This window comes from Nocardia sp. NBC_01388 (assembly GCF_045040085.1).
GTDB lineage: Bacteria > Actinomycetota > Actinomycetes > Mycobacteriales > Mycobacteriaceae > Nocardia.
In genome coordinates, this window is sequence record NZ_CP109553.1 from 6,945,318 (window position 1) to 6,962,923 (window position 17,606).

Here is a 17,606-nt window from a genome sequence, read left to right on the forward strand (position 1 = left end):
CGGCGTGCAACGCGGTCTCCGGTGTGGCACGCGGCACTTGTTCTCCCGTGCACGCGCGGATCCGCACATAACGGTCGGTAGGCTCTCGCTCATGACTGCGGCACCGGTCTCGAGTGTGTACATCGCGTCGCCCGAGGGCGACACGGGCAAATCGACCGTGGCGCTGGGGGTGCTGCAGGCACTGGCCGCCACCACCCCGCGCGTGGGCGTGTTCCGCCCCATCACGCGGTCGGCGACCGAGCGGGATTACATCCTCGAGTTGCTGCTCGAGCATTCCACTGCGGACGACGACTACGACCAGTCCATCGGCGTGACCTATGAACAGGTGCACGAGGATCCGGACGGGGCGATCAGCGAGATCGTCATGCGCTATCACGCCATGGCCAAGCAGTGTGATGCCGTGCTCATCCTCGGCAGCGATTACACCGATGTCGCCAGCCCCAGCGAGCTGCGCTTCAATGCCCGCATCGCGGTGAATCTCGGTGCGCCGGTACTGCTCGTGGTGCGCGGCGCCGAACGCACGACCGCGGAGCTGATGCAGCTGGTGGAGCTGTGCCGGAACGAGCTGGTGGCCGAGCACGCCAAGCTGGTCGCGGTGATCGCCAACCGCTGCGAACCCGATCAGCTGGAGGCCGATACCGAGGCGCTGCGCCAGGCGGCCGCGGTGCCGTCCTGGACGCTGCCGGAGGTGCCGCTGCTGCAGGCGCCCACCATGGACGAGCTGTGCCATGCCATCGACGGCGAAATGTACAGCGGCGACCCGGAATTGCTGCAGCGCGAAGCGCTGGACGTGATCATCGGCGGCATGACGATCGAGCACATTCTGGAGCGGCTCACCGACGGCGTCGCCGTCATCACGCCCGGCGATCGTTCGGACGTATTGCTGGCGCTGGTGAATGCCCATGAGGCGGAAGGTTTTCCGTCGCTGGCCGGCATCATCATGAACGGCGATATGCAGCCCGCGCCGTCCATCGCACGCCTGATGGCGGGTTTGAAGCCGAAGCTGCCGATCCTCTCGACCGCGCTGGGCACCTTCGCCACCGCCAAGGCCGCCGCTCGCACCCGGGGCCGGGTGTCGCTGTCCAGCATCCGCAAGGTGGACACCGCGCTCGCGCTCATGGAGGAGCGGGTGAATGCCCGGGAGTTGTTGCAGCAGATCGAGATTCCCATCCCGGATGTCACCACCCCGCAGATGTTCGAGTACCAGCTGATCGAGCGCGCCCGCGCCGACCGCAAGCGCATCGTGCTGCCGGAGGGCGACGACGACCGCATTCTGCGCGCCGCCGGCCGGGTGCTGCAGCGCAAGATCGCCGACCTCACCATCCTCGGTGACGAGACCGCCGTGCGTAATCGCGCCGCCGAACTCGGGGTGGATATCGAGGCCGCCGAGGTGCTCGATCCGCTGACCTGTCCGCTGCGTGACGAATTCGCCGAGGAGTACACCCGGCTGCGCGCGCACAAGGGTATGACGGTGGACCGCGCCCGCGAATACCTGGCCGATATCTCGTATTTCGGCACCATGATGGTGCATATGGGCGTCGCGGACGGCATGGTGTCCGGCGCCGCGCACACCACCGCGCACACCATTCGCCCGGCGTTCGAGATCATCAAGACCACACCCGGCGTCTCCACGGTGTCGAGCGTGTTCCTCATGTGCCTGGCGGACCGGGTGCTGGCCTACGGGGACTGCGCGGTGGTGCCGGATCCGACCTCGGATCAGCTGGCCGATATCGCCATCTCCTCGGCGAAGACCGCCGCCCAGTTCGGCATCGAGCCGCGGGTGGCCATGCTGTCGTACTCGACCGGTGAATCCGGCTCCGGCGCCGATGTGGAGAAGGTGCGCACCGCGACCAAGCTGGTGCACGAGCGCTCACCGGAGTTGCTGGTGGAGGGCCCGATTCAGTACGACGCCGCCATCGAACCGACCGTGGCGCGCACCAAACTGCCGGATTCGGCGGTGGCCGGGCAGGCGACGGTCTTCATCTTCCCGGACCTCAATACCGGCAACAACACCTACAAGGCGGTGCAGCGCAGCGCGGGCGCGGTGGCCATCGGCCCGGTGCTGCAGGGTCTGCGCAAGCCGGTCAACGACCTCTCGCGCGGCGCGCTGGTCGCCGACATCGTCAATACCGTTGCCATCACCGCGATTCAGGCCCAGCAGGAGGCACTGTGAAGGTCCTGGTGATCAATTCGGGATCCTCGTCCATCAAATACCAGCTGCTGGACCCGGAATCGGCTGATGTCGTCGCCTCCGGTGTGGTGCAGCGCATCGGCGAACCGGTCGCCGCGGGCTCGCCCACCATCGAACACCAGAGTGACGGAAAGACTTTCGAGCACGACGGGGAAGTGGGCGATCACGCCGCCGGACTCCGGCTGGTATTCGACATCTTCGCCGAGAGCGGGCATGATCTGGCCGAAGAGGGCCTGCGCGCGGTCGGCCACCGGGTGGTGCACGGCGGCGAGGTGTTCTACGAGCCGACGCTCATCACCGATGAGGTGGTGGAGGCGATCTCCGACCTGTCTTCCCTTGCGCCGCTGCATAATCCGGCCAATGTGGTCGGCATCGAGAGCGCCCGCAAGCTGCTGCCGGACGTGCCGCAGGTGGCGGTGTTCGACACCGCGTTCTTCCACGGCCTGCCCGCCGCGGCCAAGACCTATGCCATCGATGCGAAAGTCGCTGCCGCGCATGGTGTGCGGCGCTACGGCTTCCACGGCACCTCGCACGAGTACGTCTCGGGTCAGGTCGCGGAATTCCTCGGCCGCGACCGCGGCGAGCTCAATCAGATTGTGCTGCACCTGGGTAACGGCGCTTCCGCCTCCGCCATTCGCGGCGGTAAGGCCGTCGACACCACCATGGGCCTGACTCCGCTCGAGGGCCTGGTCATGGGCACCCGCTCGGGCGATCTCGATCCCGGCATCATCTTCCACCTGATCCGCACCGCCGACATGGATGTCGACGATGTGGACGCCCTGCTCAACCGGCAATCCGGTATCAAGGGCCTCTCGGGGGTGAACGACTTCCGCGAACTCGGCCGCCTCATCGAAACCGGTGATGCCGCAGCGCGACTCGCCTTCGATGTCTACATCCATCGCCTGCGCCGCTATATCGGCGCGTACCTGGTGGAACTGGGCCGCGTGGACGCCATCACCTTCACCGCCGGTGTCGGTGAGAACGATGCGAAGGTGCGCGCGGCGGCCCTGGCAGACCTCGAGCGCTTCGGCATCACGGTCGATCCGGAGCGCAATACCGCGAAAGACCGCTCCGCCCGGTACATCTCACCCGAGGGCGCCGAGGTGGCGGTGCTGGTGGTGCCGACGAACGAGGAACTGGCCATCGCCCGCGCAGCCGCCCGCCTGGTCGGCTGAGCTTCATACAATCCTCTGAGCTTCATACAATCCTCACGATCCCGCTGACAGAGTGGCACTCGGATCCGGTTCCTCCGGCGCCACCGGAACCCGTGTCGCACACGCACAGCTGCGGTAGGAACTGACCTCCCTCGCCAGAACCGCCGGACACCTCGGCTGCCCCGAGGGTCACCGCGGCGCGGCACGGGAACCTTCCGGTCCCCCTGTCAGAACCAGGATTTGGCGCGCACCGCATTGGCGAGATCCACCAGCGCGTAGCGGTGCGTACGGCCGGGCGCGGAGCGGGCGATGCCGCGCAGGCCGGTCTCTATGCCGCGCCGCAGTTCTCGTTCGGTGAACGGTGCGCCGAAGACCTCGGCATCCGAGGTCTTCGGAATGCGACCGGCCTGCAGCCAGCCCAGCGCGGTGCCCAGTACCAGGACTCGCAGCTGCGCCGCGCGGCTTTCACCGGCGGGCAGCGCCTGCACCCGGGCGGCGGCCACATACAGGGTGCCTTCGTCGAGTTTCCCGACGGGAGCCGAGGTCAACAGCATGAGCACGGCGGTCATGCGCGCTTCGGCATAGTGCCGGGAGGCGGGTGGCACCTCGTCGAGGGCGTGCACCGCCGCGCTGATATCACCGGCGGCCGCGAGTTGCCGGGCCAGGCCGAAGGCGGCGCTCACCACACCCCGGTCGGTGCGCCAGACGGTGGCGTAGTAGTTCTCGGCGTAGGCGCGCCACTCCTCCGGATCGGGTGAATCCCAGTGCTGGAGTGTGAGTTCCGCGGTCGCGGCCAGGGCCAGCTTGGGTGCGATCTCGCCCGGAACGGCCTGCAGCACCGAGTCGAAGTGCGCGAAGGCGCGCTCGAAATCCTGTTCCAGCAGTTCGGTCATGCCGAGATACCAGTCGGTGCGCCAGTCCGCGGCGTCCGGGGTGCCGGTGAGGCGTTCCAGCACCAGGCGGGCGGCGGCGGGCTCGAACAGATCGAGATGCGCGCGGGCCTCGGCCAGCGTCACCTCCATCTCGAAAGTGTCCGGCGCACCGGCGGGTTCGGACGCCGCGCGCTGGCGCGAATGCCGCAGTTCGTCCAGCGCGTGCCGGGGTTCCGGATGCGCCGCGCCCGCCAGCAGCGGTGCGGACGGGTCGGCGGGATCGATGATCGGCACCGGCAGCGCGGCCACCACATCGCGCGGGCGCAGCAGTGTGCTGCGGGCGATGCCGTCGATGATGCCGTCGGTCTGCGCGACGAACTCCCCGGTCCCGAAACTGGTGCGGGGCGGGCTGAACAGCGTGGACAGCTGCGGATGCTCATTGCCGAGTTCGACGGCGAGGATTTCCCGCAGCACGCCCATGAGCTGACTGCCGAGCAGCCGGGCCGATCCGAATCGGCGGTCCGGGTCCGGATCGGTGGCGCGCAGCAGCAGCCGGTGGAAGAACTCGTGCCGGGCCAGCACCGGCTGATCCTGCGGGTTCGGGATGCCGTCGACGTAGGCGCCCTTCTCCATCGGCAGATTCAGCGTGAGCACGGCCAGCGTGCGGCCCACCGTATAGATGTCGGAGGCTGCGGTCGGCCCGGTCTGCGCGACCTCCGGGGCCTGATAACCCCTGGTGCCGTACAGGTTTCCGTACGCCTCGAACTGCGCCACCGCACCCAGGTCGATGAGTTCCACCCGCTCGGAGGTGACCATGACATTGTCGGGTTTGAGATCGTTGTAGGCCAGCCCGCCGGAGTGCAGATACTCCAGTGCCGGAAGGATTTCCAGCACATAGGCAATGGCCTCGGCCACCGGCATGCGCTCGGGCCGCACATGCTGATCGAGCATATCGCGCAGCGAGTGCCCGCCCACGTACTCCATGACGATGTAGCCGATGGGGGAGCCGTCCGGCCCCGGATGCTCCACGAAATTGTGGATCTTCACAATGCTCGGATGCGCCACCTCGGCCAGGAACTGTCGTTCGGCGACCGCCACCGCCTGCGCCTCGGCATCGCCGGAGTGCAGCAGGCCCTTGAGCACCACCCACCGGTCGCTGACATTGCGGTCGATGGCGAGATAGATCCAGCCCAGGCCGCCGTGTGCGATACAGCCCTGGATCTCGTACTGGCCCGCCACCACATCACCCTGATGCAGTGACGGCCGGAAATCATAAGGCGCACCGCAGGTTTCACATGTGCCCGCGGCGTGCGCGGGATGTGCCGCGGTCGCCCGACCCACGGGTTTGCCGCAGCGCCAGCAGAATCGGCGACCCTCGGACACCTCCGGATCGACGAGCACCGCCTGTTCCGGATCCACCGGCGCGACCGCCGGAATGGGGACCAGTCCGGCCCCGAGCCGCCGTACCACCGGCCGCTGCCGCGACATCCGCGCCGTGCGCTGCGACGGCCGAGTCGGGGTCCGGCCCTCGCGTTCGGGTCCGCCGAGACCGGAACCCGGGGAAACGCCCTCCACCGCAACTGCTTCCGGCTCCGACGGCGCGACCGCGCCGTCCTCGCCGAACCGCTCGGTGGAACGGGTCGGCGCGCCGTTCATGTTCTCGGTGGCCTGGGTGACCGGGTGCCCCTCCTCGATGCGCTCGGTGGCCTGGGTCGGCGGCGCCTCCGCACCCGCGTGCTGCGCGAAATGGGTCGGCTCACCGATATCGTTCGGGTCGCTCATATCAATCCTGATACCTGGGCGGCGGCGGGATCGCGGCATCGCCGAGTTCGCCGGCGAGCCAGCGCTGATAGCTGCGGTTCCAGGTGCCGTCACCGCGAATGCGCTCCAGCGTCGCATTGACGGCGCGGACCAGATCGTCGGAGCCCTTGGAGATGCCGATGCCGTACTGCTCGGTGCTGAGGTCGGGGCCGACCACCTCGGTCTGCGGATCCTGTTCGGACAGTCCGGCGAGCAGGGTGTCATCGGTGCTGATGGCATCGGCCTGGCGCTGCTGCAGCACCACCAGGCAGTCGGCCCAGCTGGGCACGGTGACGATGGAGGCGGCGGGCTGCTGACTGCGGACCAGGTCGATGGAGGTGGTGCCGGGCACCACGCACACCCGTTTGCCCGCCAGATCCGCGAGCCCGGTGATGCCGGAATCGCGCACGGTCAGCACCCGCTGATGCGCCTGCAGATAGGAGGTGGAGAACGTAACCCGCTGCCGCCGGTCGCAATTGATGGTCATGGTCTTCACCACGACATCGACGGTGTGCTCCTGCAGCGCGCGTTCCCGCTCGGCGGAACCGAGAATGCGGAATTCGACGAGATCGGGATTGCCGAGCAGATCCCGCGCCACCTCCCTGGCGATATCCACATCGAATCCGGCCAGCGCCCCGGTGGTCGGATCGCGGAAGCTGAACAGATTGCTGCCCGGATCGAGCCCGACCAGTAGTCGCCCCCGATTGCGGATGGCGTCGAGATCGGGTCCGGTCCGAGCGCCGGTCGGCCGCAGGCTGGCGGTCGGGTCACCGCAGTTCACCTGCGCCGGTGGCGCGGCCGCATTGGCCGGTGCGACCGTGGCGCCCGAGGGCATCGGCGGTTCGACATAGCTGGGTATCCGCGGCAATTGCGTTGCGGGAGTGGAACTGTCGGCGCAGGCCGAGGTCAGTGCGACCGTGCAGAGGGTCAGCACGGCCACCGCCGGTCGCCAGGTGGCCCGGGCAGCTCGGCGGCTGTCGAACGGTGCGCGCCGCCGGCTCATCGGTACTCCCGCAGGCGCGGCCACAGTCCGGCTGCCACCAGCACGGCCGCCGCGGTGCTCAGCACCAGCGCGCCGGGCGCCAGCAGATCGAGGGTGCGGGCGGCATGGGAGGCATTGGTGCGCAGGGTGTTCCGGGTGTCGGTGATGCCGTCGCCGAGTGCGTGGTCGAGGGTGTCCACCTGGGCGGTGGCCTCGTTCGCGCCGGGTCCGGTGGCGACCGCGCCCGCGCCGATGAAGTCGCCGCGCGAGAGCGCGTCGTTCATGCGCTGATGCGCGGCGCGCCAATGACTCAGGGCGTCGCTCGCGGTCTTCACCTCGCTCGCGCCAGGTGCGTCCTTCGAATAACCGGCCAGAATGCCGCTCAGTTTAGTGGTGGCCTGGTCGAAGGTGTTGTCGTATTCGGCGCTGGTATCGCGGCGCACCAGCTTCAGGGTTTCGGCGGCGCGGGCCTGCTGCGCGAGAATGCGGCTCTCGGTGAGCGCCGCGGTGGGGACGCTGCCGTCGTCGCGGGAATGGGTGGTGGAGACCGCGGAGATGACGCCCGCCAGCACCGTCCAGCCCAGCAGCGCCACCATGATGGCGGTGGCCAGCAGCAGTCCCGGATTGAGCACCCGATTCCAGCGCCGGAACAGGAACAGCTGCGCCGTGACCAGGGCCGCGACCGCCAGTAGCGGCAGGATGATCGCCGACCACGGCGGCTGCACATGATGGTGCTGGGTCGCGGCGATGGCGGCCGAGCGATGCTCCTGCAGTTCCTGCGCCATGGGCAGCATGGTCGACTGCATGAGGTTGGACGCCTCGCTCAGATACGCCGCGCCGACGGGCAGGCTGTTGCGATTGTCGGTGCGGGCCGTCTCCACCAGTCCGCTGTATACGGGCAATCCGGTGGCTATCCCGGAGCGCAGATCGGTGTCGGTATCCCCGCCGCTGCGATCGGACTGCGTCACCAGCTCCGCCGCCGCCTCGCCGATGGCCTGGTTGTACCTGTCCCGCACCGGTTTCGGTTCCAGCCCGCCGGAGATGAACGCGGTGCCGGCCGAAGCGTCCGCCACCGACAGCGAGGTGTAGAGCCGCTGCGCCGAATAGGCATCCGGCTCGGACTGATCCAAAAGCACGTCGAGCGCGTGCTGGCGATGGTTGACCGCGGTGGCGGTGACCACCCCGGCGGCCACGCACATGCCCAGCAGCACCAGCCCCACCGCGATCAATTTCGCCGGTGAGGAGTGCGCGAACGTCCGCATATCGGTCTTCGAGAACCGCTCCCGGACGGCGGCGGCGGCGGCCCGCGGCGACAGCTCGTCGAGCCGCAACTCCTCGTTGCGAGCCATGTTCACCTCCCACTGACCGAAACCGGACGATCGACTTGATGCTGTCGAATGAGCTTATTGTGGACGTACCTGTGCCGTGACGCGGGAACACCCGGCAGTCATCGCGGCGCGGTCCGAGGATGGGATTGCGAAGTATGCGTGGTGACGGCGACGGCTGGGCCGAGAGCCCCGATGGCACCCGTCAGTGGGGACGCTTCGGAGCTGCCGGACTGTTGCTGCGCGCACCGCTCGTGGACGGGGGATCGGCGGTGCTGCTGCAGCATCGGGCCGCCTGGAGTCATCAGGGCGGCACCTGGGCGCTGCCCGGCGGCGCGCGCGACAGCCACGAGACCACCGTGCACGCCGCGGTCCGCGAGGCCGAGGAGGAGGCGGGCATCACCGCCGGATCCATCCGGGTGCGGGCCTCCCGGGTCACCGCCGTCGCGGACAGCGGCTGGACGTACACCACGGTCATCGCCGACGCGCTCACCCAATTGCGCACCCAGGCCAATCTCGAATCCACGGAATTGGCGTGGGTGCCGGAGGACGAGGTGGACGCGCGGCCGCTGCATCCCGGTTTCGCGGCCGCCTGGCCGCTGCTGCGCGCCACCCCGACCCGGGTGAGCCTGGACGGACTGGACGATCCGGCGGCGGTGGCGGCCGCATTGCCACGCACCCTGGAACTGTCCGATGCGGAGTTCCTGTGGCTGTGCTCGGGCGGCGACGGCGATGCCCGCACCGCGCGGATCGGTGCGGCCGAGCCGAGCCCCGATGCGGCCGATATGGCCGGAAATGTGTTGTTCCTCACGCTCGCCCAGGTGTTGTCTTGAGACGTGACCCAGCGTGAGATTCCCACGTACTGCCGGATCTGCGAACCGCTCTGCGGGCTGATCGCCACCGTCGAGGACGGGAAACTGGTGCGGTTGCGCGCCGATAAGGAGCACCCGCTATCGCTGGGCAATGCGTGCCCGAAGGGCATCGCGTTCACCGAGATTCAGAACGATCCGGATCGGGTGCTGTATCCGCTGCGGCGGATCACCGGCGATTCGGGCCGTGCATCAACTGCGGCGGGCGGTGACTCGGGTACCGCCGGTTTCGAGCGCGTCTCGTGGGCGGAGGCGCTCGATGATATCGGCGCCCGGCTGCGCGCGATCATCAGCGCGCACGGACGGGAAAGTCTCGGTTGGTATTTCGGTAATCCGTCGTCGTTCTCCTATTCACATACGCTGTGGCTGGTCGGTTTTCAGCTGGCCGCCGGTCTGCGGCATATGTATTCGGCGGGCTCGCAGGACATCAACAATCGCTTCGTCGCCAGTGAGCTGTTGTACGGCTCGCTCACCTCGGTGCCCGTCCCGGATCTGGAGCGCACCGATTTCCTGCTCATGCTCGGCGCGAATCCCGTTGTCTCACACGGCAGTGCGATGAGCATGCCGCGAATCCGGGAGAAGCTCACCGCGATCACCAAGCGCGGCGGCCGGGTCGTGGTCGTCGATCCGCGCCGGACGGAGACCGCGCGCCTGTTCGAGCACGTCGGTGTGCGGCCGGACAGTGATGCCTGGCTGCTCGCCGCGCTGCTGCAGGTCATTTTCGCGGAGGGCCTGGCCGATGTGCAGGCGCTGCGCCGCCAAGCCGCCGGGGTGCGCGAATTACGCGATGCCGTCAGCCGATTCACACCGGAGGCGACCGCCGTCGTGACCGGCTTGGAACCGGATCGGGTGCGCGCGCTGGCCCGCGATCTGGCCCGCGCCGGCAGCGCCGCCGTCTACGGCCGCACCGGCACCTGTCTGGGCCGCCACGCCACCCTGGTCGCCTTCCTCATCGATGCGCTGGCCCTGGTGACCGGCAATCTGGATGCCCCCGGCGGCTCGGTATTCGGAAAGGAACTGGTGGCCGTCTCCAAGCTCAATGCCCGCCTCGGCCTCATCGGCTACGGCAAGAACCGTTCCCGCATAGGCGATTTCCCAGATGTGCTGGGCACCTTCCCGGCCGCCGTCATGGCCCAGGAGATCACCACTCCGGGCCCGGGTCAGCTGCGCGCGCTGTTCACCTCGGCAGGCAATCCGGTGTCCTCGGTCCCCAATGGCCGCGAATTGTTCTCCGCCCTGGCGCAACTCGACCTGTTCGTCTCGATCGACCTCTACATGAACGAGACCAATCGAATGGCGGACTACATCCTGCCCGCCACCACGTTCCTGGAGCGCGATGATCTTCCGCTGCCCTTCACGGCGCTGTCGCCCACCCCGTACACCCAGTACACCGAGCGGGTCCTGGAGCCGTACGGCGAGGCCCGCGAGGAATGGCGCATCATCGACGATATTGCCACCCGAATCGGCGTGCAGCCCTTCGTGATCGGCCCCGAGGCCGCCGGTGGCCTGCTGAGCCGCCTGCGCGGTCTGCCCGGCGGCCGCAATGTCCGGCCCACTCCGAAGGTGCTGGCCGACCTCGCCATTCGCACGGGTCCGTACGGCGATCTGTTCGGCCTGCGCCGCGGTGGCCTGAGCCTCCGCATGCTGCGCCGCCACCCGCGCGGCGTGGTGCTCGCCGATGCCGTCACCACCGGCGTGCTACGAGAAGTGGTGCAGCACAAAGATAAACGGGTCAACTTGGCCCCGGGGGAGATTCTCGCGGAACTCCACGGCCTCGAAACCCCGGAGGTAGACCCGGTCTATCCGCTGCGCGTCATCGGCATGCGCGAGCTGAAATCCCACAACTCCTGGATGCACAATTCCGAGCTGCTCATGCGCGGCGATCGCACCCATGCGGCCCGCATCAACCCGAAAGATGCTGCCGTGGCCGGTATCTCGGAGGGCGTCCGCTGCCGGGTCAGCTCCGCGCACGGTTCGATCGAAGTGACGGCCCGCCTCACCGAGGATATGACGGAGGGCACGGTGGCCATCCCGCACGGCTGGGGGCACAGCGGCGGCTGGCAGCGCGCGAACGCCGCGGGCGGCGCCAATGTCAACGACCTGATGTCGTCCGATATCGCGGATGTCGAACGCCTCGCGGGCATGTCCAATCTCAACGGCGTCCCGATCCGCCTGGACCCATTGCCGGCCGGCTGAATTCGCCCGTCATTCCGGCGTGCTTCCGGCCGGAATCCACAGCGAGCGGCTGATCCACCACGGTCCCGGCCGAAGCCATGCTGGGACGACGGGGTGGCTCTCAGCGGTCGAGGTTGTCCAGAATGCGCTGTTTCAGGGCGCGGGCGGCGGCCTCGGGGTTGGCGGCGGCGGTAATGGCGCGCACCACCACGATGCGGGTCGCACCGGCGGCGAGCACCTCGGGCAGTCGCACATCGTCGATGCCGCCGATGGCGAACCACGGGCGGGTGGTGTGCGATTCGGCCGTGGAGCGCACGAGGTCCAGCCCCGCGGGCTGGCGTCCAGGCTTGGTCGGAGTCGCGTACACCGGGCCGGTGGCGAAGTAGTCGATATGTTCGTCGACCCCCGCGAGCCCGGCCTGGGCGCGATTGTGGGTGGAGCGCCCGATCACCACATCCGGGCCGAGAATTCTGCGGGCGTAGAAGGGCGGGAGATCGCCCTGGCCCAGGTGCAGTACATCGGCGCCGGCGGCGAGGGCGATATCGGCGCGATCGTTCACGGCGAGGAGCGCCCCGTGGCGGCGGGCGGCCGCCTTCAGTTCGGCGAGGACGCCGAGTTCGGCCTTGGCCTCGAGGGAGCCGAACTGCTGCTCCCCGGGCGAACCCTTGTCGCGTAGCTGGATGATGTCGACACCGCCCGCGAGGGCCGCATCGGCGAAGGCGGCCAGATCGCCCTTTTCCCGCCGCGCGTCGGTGCACAAATACAGGCGCGCGTCGGCCAGACGTTCGCGCGGTGCCGCAGGGCGGCCAGGGTGGGAGGGCTGCACGTTTCAGACCGTAGTCGCGCTACCGTGGGCATGTGGAATGCCTCGCGGTCTATTGCGCGTGAACAGGCGTTTACATCAGCTGTGCTTACAGATGCAATTGCAGTTCCCGGTTTGTCCGGGTAGTGAGGTGGAACAAGATGCGGACCCTGGCCGTCGTCGGCGGAGGTGTGATCGGGCTCTCGGTGGCCTGGCGGGCCGCCGAATCGGGCTGGACGGTCACCCTGCTGGACCCGGCGCAGGGGACGGGAGCCTCCTGGGTCGCCGGCGGCATGCTCGCCCCGCTCTCCGAGGGCTGGCCGGGTGAGGACGGCGCCCTCGAATTCGGGGCCGCCTCGCTCGCCCGCTGGCCCGATTTCGCGGCCCGTCTGCGAGCCCGCACGGGTGCGGATCTGTTCACCGCGACCCGCACCCTCACCGTCGCCCTCGACGCCGCCGACGCGGCTGATCTGCGCACCATCGCCGACTGGGTCAATGCCCGCGGGCATGCACTGCAACTGCTGGATCGGGCCGGTGTCCGTGCGGCCGAACCCGGCCTGGCCCGCACGGTCCGCGCCGGACTGCTGGCGACTTCCGAACCGGCCGTGGACAATCGCGCCCTGGTGACCGCCCTGCACGAGGCCTCCCTCGCCGCCGGGGTCGAATTTCGCGCCGAGCAGGTGACGGCCCTGGAGAATCTCCCGCACGATCGGATCGTGCTCGCCGCGGGCGCTGCCGCCGCGGCACTGTGGCCGGGCCTGCCGGTGCGCCCGGTGAAGGGTGAGATCCTGCGCCTGCGCCGCCGGCCCAGCGCACCCGTTCCGCCGCAGGGCGTGATCCGGGCGCGCGTGCACGGCCGCCCCATCTACCTGGTCCCGCGCGCTGACGGAATCGTCTTGGGCGCAACCCAATACGAGCAGGGCTTCGACACCGCCGTGACGGTCGCCGGCGTCCGCGACCTCATCACCGATGCCGAGGCGATTCTTCCGGGCATCGGCGAATACGAATTCGCCGAAGCCGCAGCGGGTTCCCGTCCTGGATCACCGGACAGCGTCCCCCTGATCGGATACCTGGACAATCGGGTGATCGCCGCGACCGGCCACGGCCGCAATGGAATTCTGGGTACGCCCGTCACCGCCGACGCGGTGCTCGCCCTGCTCGCCGATACCGAACTGCCCGAGGCCGCGCCCGCCGACCCCGGTCGCTTCGCCCGTACCGTCCTGGCCGATATCCGGCCTGCCCGCACCGATGCCCCGATTTCTCCAGGAGGAATTCGATGACCGCTATCCCGATCGGCGTCACCGTGAACGGTGAGGACCACTCGTTCGCCGAGTCGCTCACTGTGCGTGAGCTATTGGAACACCTGAACCTGCCGTCCCAGGGTGTCGCGGTGGCGGTGGACGGCGCGCTGTTCCCCAAATCGAATTGGGATCAGCAGGTCGAACGCGGCTGGGAGATCGAGGTTTTGACGGCGGTGCAGGGTGGCTAGCCCGATCGGACCGCTGGTGATCGCGGGCCGCGAGTTCGGCTCCCGCCTGATCATGGGTACCGGCGGGGCCGAGAACCTCACGGTGCTGGAGGAGGCGCTCATCGCCTCGGGCACCGAACTGACCACGGTCGCCATGCGCCGGGTGGACGCCGCCGGCGGCACCGGGGTGCTGGATCTGCTGAAGCGGTTGGATATCGCGCCGCTGCCCAATACCGCGGGCTGCCGCACAGCCGCCGAGGCCGTGCTCACCGCGCAGCTCGGCCGCGAGGCCCTCGACACCGACTGGGTGAAGCTCGAGGTCATCGCCGACGAGCGCACCCTGCTCCCGGACGCGATCGAACTGGTCAGTGCCGCAGAGCAATTGGTGGACGACGGTTTCACGGTGCTGCCCTACACCACCGACGATCCGGTGCTGGCCCGCCGGCTCGAGGACATCGGCTGCGCCGCCGTCATGCCGCTGGGCTCGCCCATCGGCACCGGCCTGGGCATCGGCAATCCGCACAATATCGAGATGATCGTCGCCGCCGCGGGCGTCCCGGTCATTCTGGACGCGGGCATCGGCACCGCCAGCGATGCCGCGCTGGCCATGGAACTGGGCTGTTCCGCGGTGCTGCTGGCCACGGCCGTCACCCGGGCCCGCCGGCCCGCGCTGATGGCCGCCGCCATGGCCCATGCCGTGCAGGGCGGCCTGCTCGCGAGGGAGGCGGGCCGCATTCCGAAGCGCTTCTGGGCCCAGGCGTCCTCGCCCGCGGTATGACCGTTCGAAATTGCGTTGCAGCAGCTCCCCCTCCAGGGGGATGATCCTCGGGGGAGCTCGGGACCAGGTCATCCTCGAGGGGGATGCGACGCGCGACCTCGGGTCGATAGTGCCCGGCCGCATCTTCGGGAAGACTGGGCGTCATGATCGAACTGAGGGGCCTGACCAAACACTACGGGCAGACCGTCGCGGTGTCGGATCTGACGTTCACCGTGCGTCCGGGACTGGTGACCGGCTTTCTCGGCCCGAACGGGGCGGGCAAGTCGACCACCATGCGGATGATTCTGGGGTTGGACGAACCGACGTCCGGTACGGCGCTCGTCAACGGTAAGCCGTATCGAGCTCTGAAGCGCCCGCTGGAAGAGGTCGGCGCGCTGCTCGATGCCAAGTGGGTGCATCCGAACCGTTCGGCGCGTGCGCATCTGCGCTGGATGGCGGCATCCAATGACATTCCCGCCTCCCGGGTGGAGGAGGTGCTGCGGCTGGTCGGTCTCTCGGAGGTCGCCAATCGCAATGCGGGCGGTTTCTCGCTCGGCATGTCGCAGCGGCTCGGCCTGGCCGGCGCACTGCTCGGTGATCCGAAGGTGCTGCTGTTCGACGAGCCGGTGAACGGCCTGGATCCCGAAGGCATTCTGTGGATTCGGCGTTTCATGCAGCGGCTGGCGAGCGAGGGCCGCACCGTGATGGTGTCGAGCCATCTGCTGTCGGAAATGGCGCAGACCGCCGAACAGCTCATCGTGATCGGCCGCGGCAAGCTCATGGCCGACGTCTCCACCAAGGATTTCATCGAACGCGCCTCGGAACACTCTGTGCGCGTGCGTAGTCCGCAGCTGGATCAGTTGCGCAGCGTGCTCACCTCGGGCGGTATGACGGTGCGCGAGGAGGGCGCGGACGCCGCCGGCGCCGCCCTGATCGTCACCGGCGTCACCTCCGACGCGGTCGGAAAACTGGCCGGCGCCAACGACATCACGCTCTACGAGCTGTCGCCGCAGCGCGCCTCGCTGGAGGAGGCGTTCATGCGGATGACAGGCAGCGCGGTGGAATACCACGGCGAAGGTTTCGACCAGGTGATGGGAGGGGCGCTCTGATGGGCGTGCTCGCAGCGGAACGTATCAAGCTCACCTCGACCCGGTCACCGTGGTGGTGCTCGGCCATTATCGTGGCGCTGGGCCTGGGCTTCGCCGCGCTGATCGCGGCGGTCAATCGCAACCCGAAGGCCGACTCGCCGCCGCTGAGCGTGACGAACGTCGTCGGCGGCGTGAGCGGCTTCGGCGTGCTGGTGCTGATGATTCTGGCGTCGCTGGCGGTGACCAGTGAATACCGTTTCGGCACCATCAAATCCACCTTCCTGGCCACCCCGAAGCGCGACAAGGTGCTCACCACCAAGGCGCTCATGATCGGTGTGTACGGCGCGGTGCTCATCGGGGTGCTGACCCTGCTGGCCTTCGGCCTGGCCAAGATCATCACCGGTTCCAGCGGCGGTTCCGCGCTGGAACTCTCGACCTCGGCCAATGCGCGGGCGATCTACGGCCCGGCCATCTACGCCTTCCTCGCCGTGCTGCTCGCGGTCGGTATCGGCGTCCTGGTCCGGCAGACGGCCGCCGCCATTTCGCTGATCATCCTGTGGCCCACCGTGATCGAGTCGCTGCTGAGTGCTTTCGGCAGTTTCGGCCGCAATGTGGGCGCGTTCATGCCCTTCGCCAACGCATCGCACTTCTATTCGGTATCGGATGGCGGTAGCACCGATTGGCACTGGGGCCCGTGGGGGAGCCTGCTGTACTTCGCGGCCTTCGTCGCGATCATTTTCGGCGCGGCATTGTTCATGGTGAACAAGCGCGACGCATAGACCCTGCCCGGGGATGCCGCCGGCCACTGCCCGGTTCGGCGGCGATCATCGGCCCGATACGGACTGGTTCCGTATCGGGCCGATGTCATGTGCGCAGAAGAGTCATGTGCGCAGAAGAGTCATGTGCGCAGAAGAACAGTGTGTGAAAACTATCGCTCCGCTACCCACTCGCCTGGCTATCCAAACCACGCGTCGGTAGCATCGTTCCAGCAACCAAAACACTCCATACATCGGCGGGCCCAACGATGTGGCCGCTCAGACCGATCGGAAGGTGTGCAGGTGGCAATCATTCATCCATCCGGAGATCAAGCCCTGAGATACGCTCTGGGCGTGAGCGAGCGACCCTCCGACGACGGCGAACGCGCATCCGACGCCTCCCGTTCGGAAGGATTGGGCACCGATCGCAACCGGTCGCGTGAGGCGAACGGTGCTCGCGCGCGTGATGCGCGTGCCCCCCGTATCGACCCCGACCTGGTGATCCCGCTGGTCCCGACCGAAACGGTCGACGACAGCGAGGAATCCGACGCCGCTCCCGGTCGCCGCCGTTTCCCCGGTCAGCTGTCGGGACTGGTCTCCGCCGCCAATGCGCGCGGCGACCTCATCGGCGCGATCCGCAAGGCCCGCGAGAACCTGCCCGGTGATCCCGCCTTCGGCGATCCGCTGTCGGTGTCCGGTCCCGGCGGCGCGCGGGCGGTGGCCCGCGCCGCGGACAAGCTGGTCGGTGATTCGCCCAGCGCCGCACGCGAATTGGGGCTGGGTGCGCTGCAGGTCTGGCAGGCCATGCTGGAACGGGTCGGCAAGGGTCGCGGCACGCAGGAGATCACCATCATGTTCACCGATCTGGTGGCCTTCTCCAGCTGGTCCCTGACCGCCGGCGACGAACAGACCCTGGAGCTGCTGCGCCGGGTCGCCAAGGCCATCGAGCCGCCCATCGCCGATCGCGGCGGCACGGTCATCAAGCGCATGGGCGACGGTCTGATGGCCGTCTTCCCGTCCGCCGACCGGGCCGTACGGGCCGCGGTGGCGGCCAAGGAGAACCTGACCGGCGTGACCGTCGGCGGCTACCGCCCGCAGATGCGGATGGGCCTGCACACGGGCACCCCGCGCGAGATCGGCGGGGATTGGCTGGGCCTCGACGTCACGATCGCCGCACGGGTCATGGAGGCCGGTGGAAACGGCAACACCATGCTGTCGGCGGCCACCCTGGACTCCCTGCACGACGAGACGCTCGAGGAGCTGGGCTTCGGTGTGAAGCCCTATCGCCGCAGCTTCTTCGCGGCTCCTCTCAGCGGCGTGCCCGAGGATCTGCGCATCTTCCGGCTCGACGCCGAGTAGCTAATTATT

General features: G+C 68.5%; 14 protein-coding genes. 10 read left to right on the forward strand and 4 right to left on the reverse strand.

Annotation, left to right across the window (positions count from 1 at the left end):
• Positions 1-91: 91 nt before the first annotated feature.
• A complete protein-coding gene (gene pta, locus OG716_RS33220; RefSeq protein WP_405134362.1) occupies positions 92-2,173 on the forward strand; it encodes a phosphate acetyltransferase in 2,082 nt (693 codons plus the stop codon).
• On the forward strand, positions 2,170-3,366 hold the full coding sequence (locus tag OG716_RS33225) for an acetate kinase (protein WP_405134363.1): 1,197 nt from the start codon (positions 2,170-2,172) through the stop codon (positions 3,364-3,366). The genes pta and OG716_RS33225 overlap by 4 nt, the downstream gene beginning before the upstream one ends.
• Positions 3,367-3,572: 206 nt before the next feature.
• Here the strand turns inward: OG716_RS33225 and OG716_RS33230 are convergent, their stop codons facing one another.
• From OG716_RS33230 to OG716_RS33240, 3 genes are all read right to left on the reverse strand, one after another.
• Positions 3,573-5,873, reverse strand: a complete 2,301-nt coding sequence (locus tag OG716_RS33230) for a tetratricopeptide repeat protein (protein WP_405140082.1) — start codon at positions 5,871-5,873, stop codon at positions 3,573-3,575.
• A gap of 127 nt (positions 5,874-6,000) precedes the next feature.
• On the reverse strand, positions 6,001-7,020 hold the full coding sequence (locus tag OG716_RS33235; protein WP_405134364.1) for a glutamate ABC transporter substrate-binding protein: 1,020 nt from the start codon (positions 7,018-7,020) through the stop codon (positions 6,001-6,003).
• Positions 7,017-8,348 (reverse strand): hypothetical protein, encoded by a 1,332-nt coding sequence (locus OG716_RS33240; RefSeq protein ID WP_405134365.1) that lies wholly within the window; start codon positions 8,346-8,348, stop codon positions 7,017-7,019. Before OG716_RS33240 ends, OG716_RS33235 begins: the two co-directional genes overlap by 4 nt.
• Positions 8,349-8,482: 134 nt before the next feature.
• Here OG716_RS33240 and OG716_RS33245 point away from each other — a divergent pair, with 134 nt between their 5' ends.
• Together OG716_RS33245 and OG716_RS33250 are read left to right on the forward strand one after the other, a co-directional pair.
• On the forward strand, positions 8,483-9,157 hold the full coding sequence (locus tag OG716_RS33245; RefSeq protein WP_405134366.1) for an NUDIX domain-containing protein: 675 nt from the start codon (positions 8,483-8,485) through the stop codon (positions 9,155-9,157).
• A 3-nt stretch (positions 9,158-9,160) separates the two neighbouring features.
• Positions 9,161-11,389, forward strand: coding sequence for a molybdopterin-dependent oxidoreductase (locus OG716_RS33250; RefSeq protein WP_405134367.1), 2,229 nt, complete (start codon positions 9,161-9,163; stop codon positions 11,387-11,389).
• Positions 11,390-11,489: 100 nt separating this feature from the next.
• Here OG716_RS33250 and thiE read toward each other — a convergent pair whose 3' ends face one another.
• Complete coding sequence (gene thiE / locus OG716_RS33255; protein WP_405134368.1) at positions 11,490-12,194, reverse strand: thiamine phosphate synthase; 705 nt, start codon at positions 12,192-12,194, stop codon at positions 11,490-11,492.
• A 137-nt stretch (positions 12,195-12,331) separates the two neighbouring features.
• Here thiE and thiO point away from each other — a divergent pair, with 137 nt between their 5' ends.
• The 6 genes from thiO to OG716_RS33285 all read left to right on the forward strand — a co-directional run bounded on the left by thiO (position 12,332) and on the right by OG716_RS33285 (position 17,597).
• Positions 12,332-13,450, forward strand: a complete 1,119-nt coding sequence (gene thiO / locus OG716_RS33260; protein WP_405134369.1) for a glycine oxidase ThiO — start codon at positions 12,332-12,334, stop codon at positions 13,448-13,450.
• Entirely contained in the window at positions 13,447-13,659 is a 213-nt protein-coding gene (gene thiS / locus OG716_RS33265; RefSeq protein ID WP_405134370.1) for a sulfur carrier protein ThiS, read from the forward strand. The genes thiO and thiS overlap by 4 nt, the downstream gene beginning before the upstream one ends.
• Positions 13,652-14,416 carry a thiazole synthase gene (locus OG716_RS33270; RefSeq protein ID WP_405134371.1) on the forward strand — a complete coding sequence of 255 codons (765 nt, stop codon included), beginning with the start codon at positions 13,652-13,654 and terminating at the stop codon, positions 14,414-14,416. The genes thiS and OG716_RS33270 overlap by 8 nt, the downstream gene beginning before the upstream one ends.
• A 143-nt stretch (positions 14,417-14,559) precedes the next feature.
• Positions 14,560-15,504, forward strand: a complete 945-nt coding sequence (locus tag OG716_RS33275) for an ABC transporter ATP-binding protein (RefSeq protein WP_405134372.1) — start codon at positions 14,560-14,562, stop codon at positions 15,502-15,504.
• Positions 15,504-16,262 (forward strand): ABC transporter permease, encoded by a 759-nt coding sequence (locus OG716_RS33280; protein ID WP_405134373.1) that lies wholly within the window; start codon positions 15,504-15,506, stop codon positions 16,260-16,262. Before OG716_RS33275 ends, OG716_RS33280 begins: the two co-directional genes overlap by 1 nt.
• 567 nt (positions 16,263-16,829) lie before the next feature.
• Entirely contained in the window at positions 16,830-17,597 is a 768-nt protein-coding gene (locus OG716_RS33285; RefSeq protein ID WP_405140084.1) for an adenylate/guanylate cyclase domain-containing protein, read from the forward strand.
• Positions 17,598-17,606 lie beyond the last annotated feature (9 nt).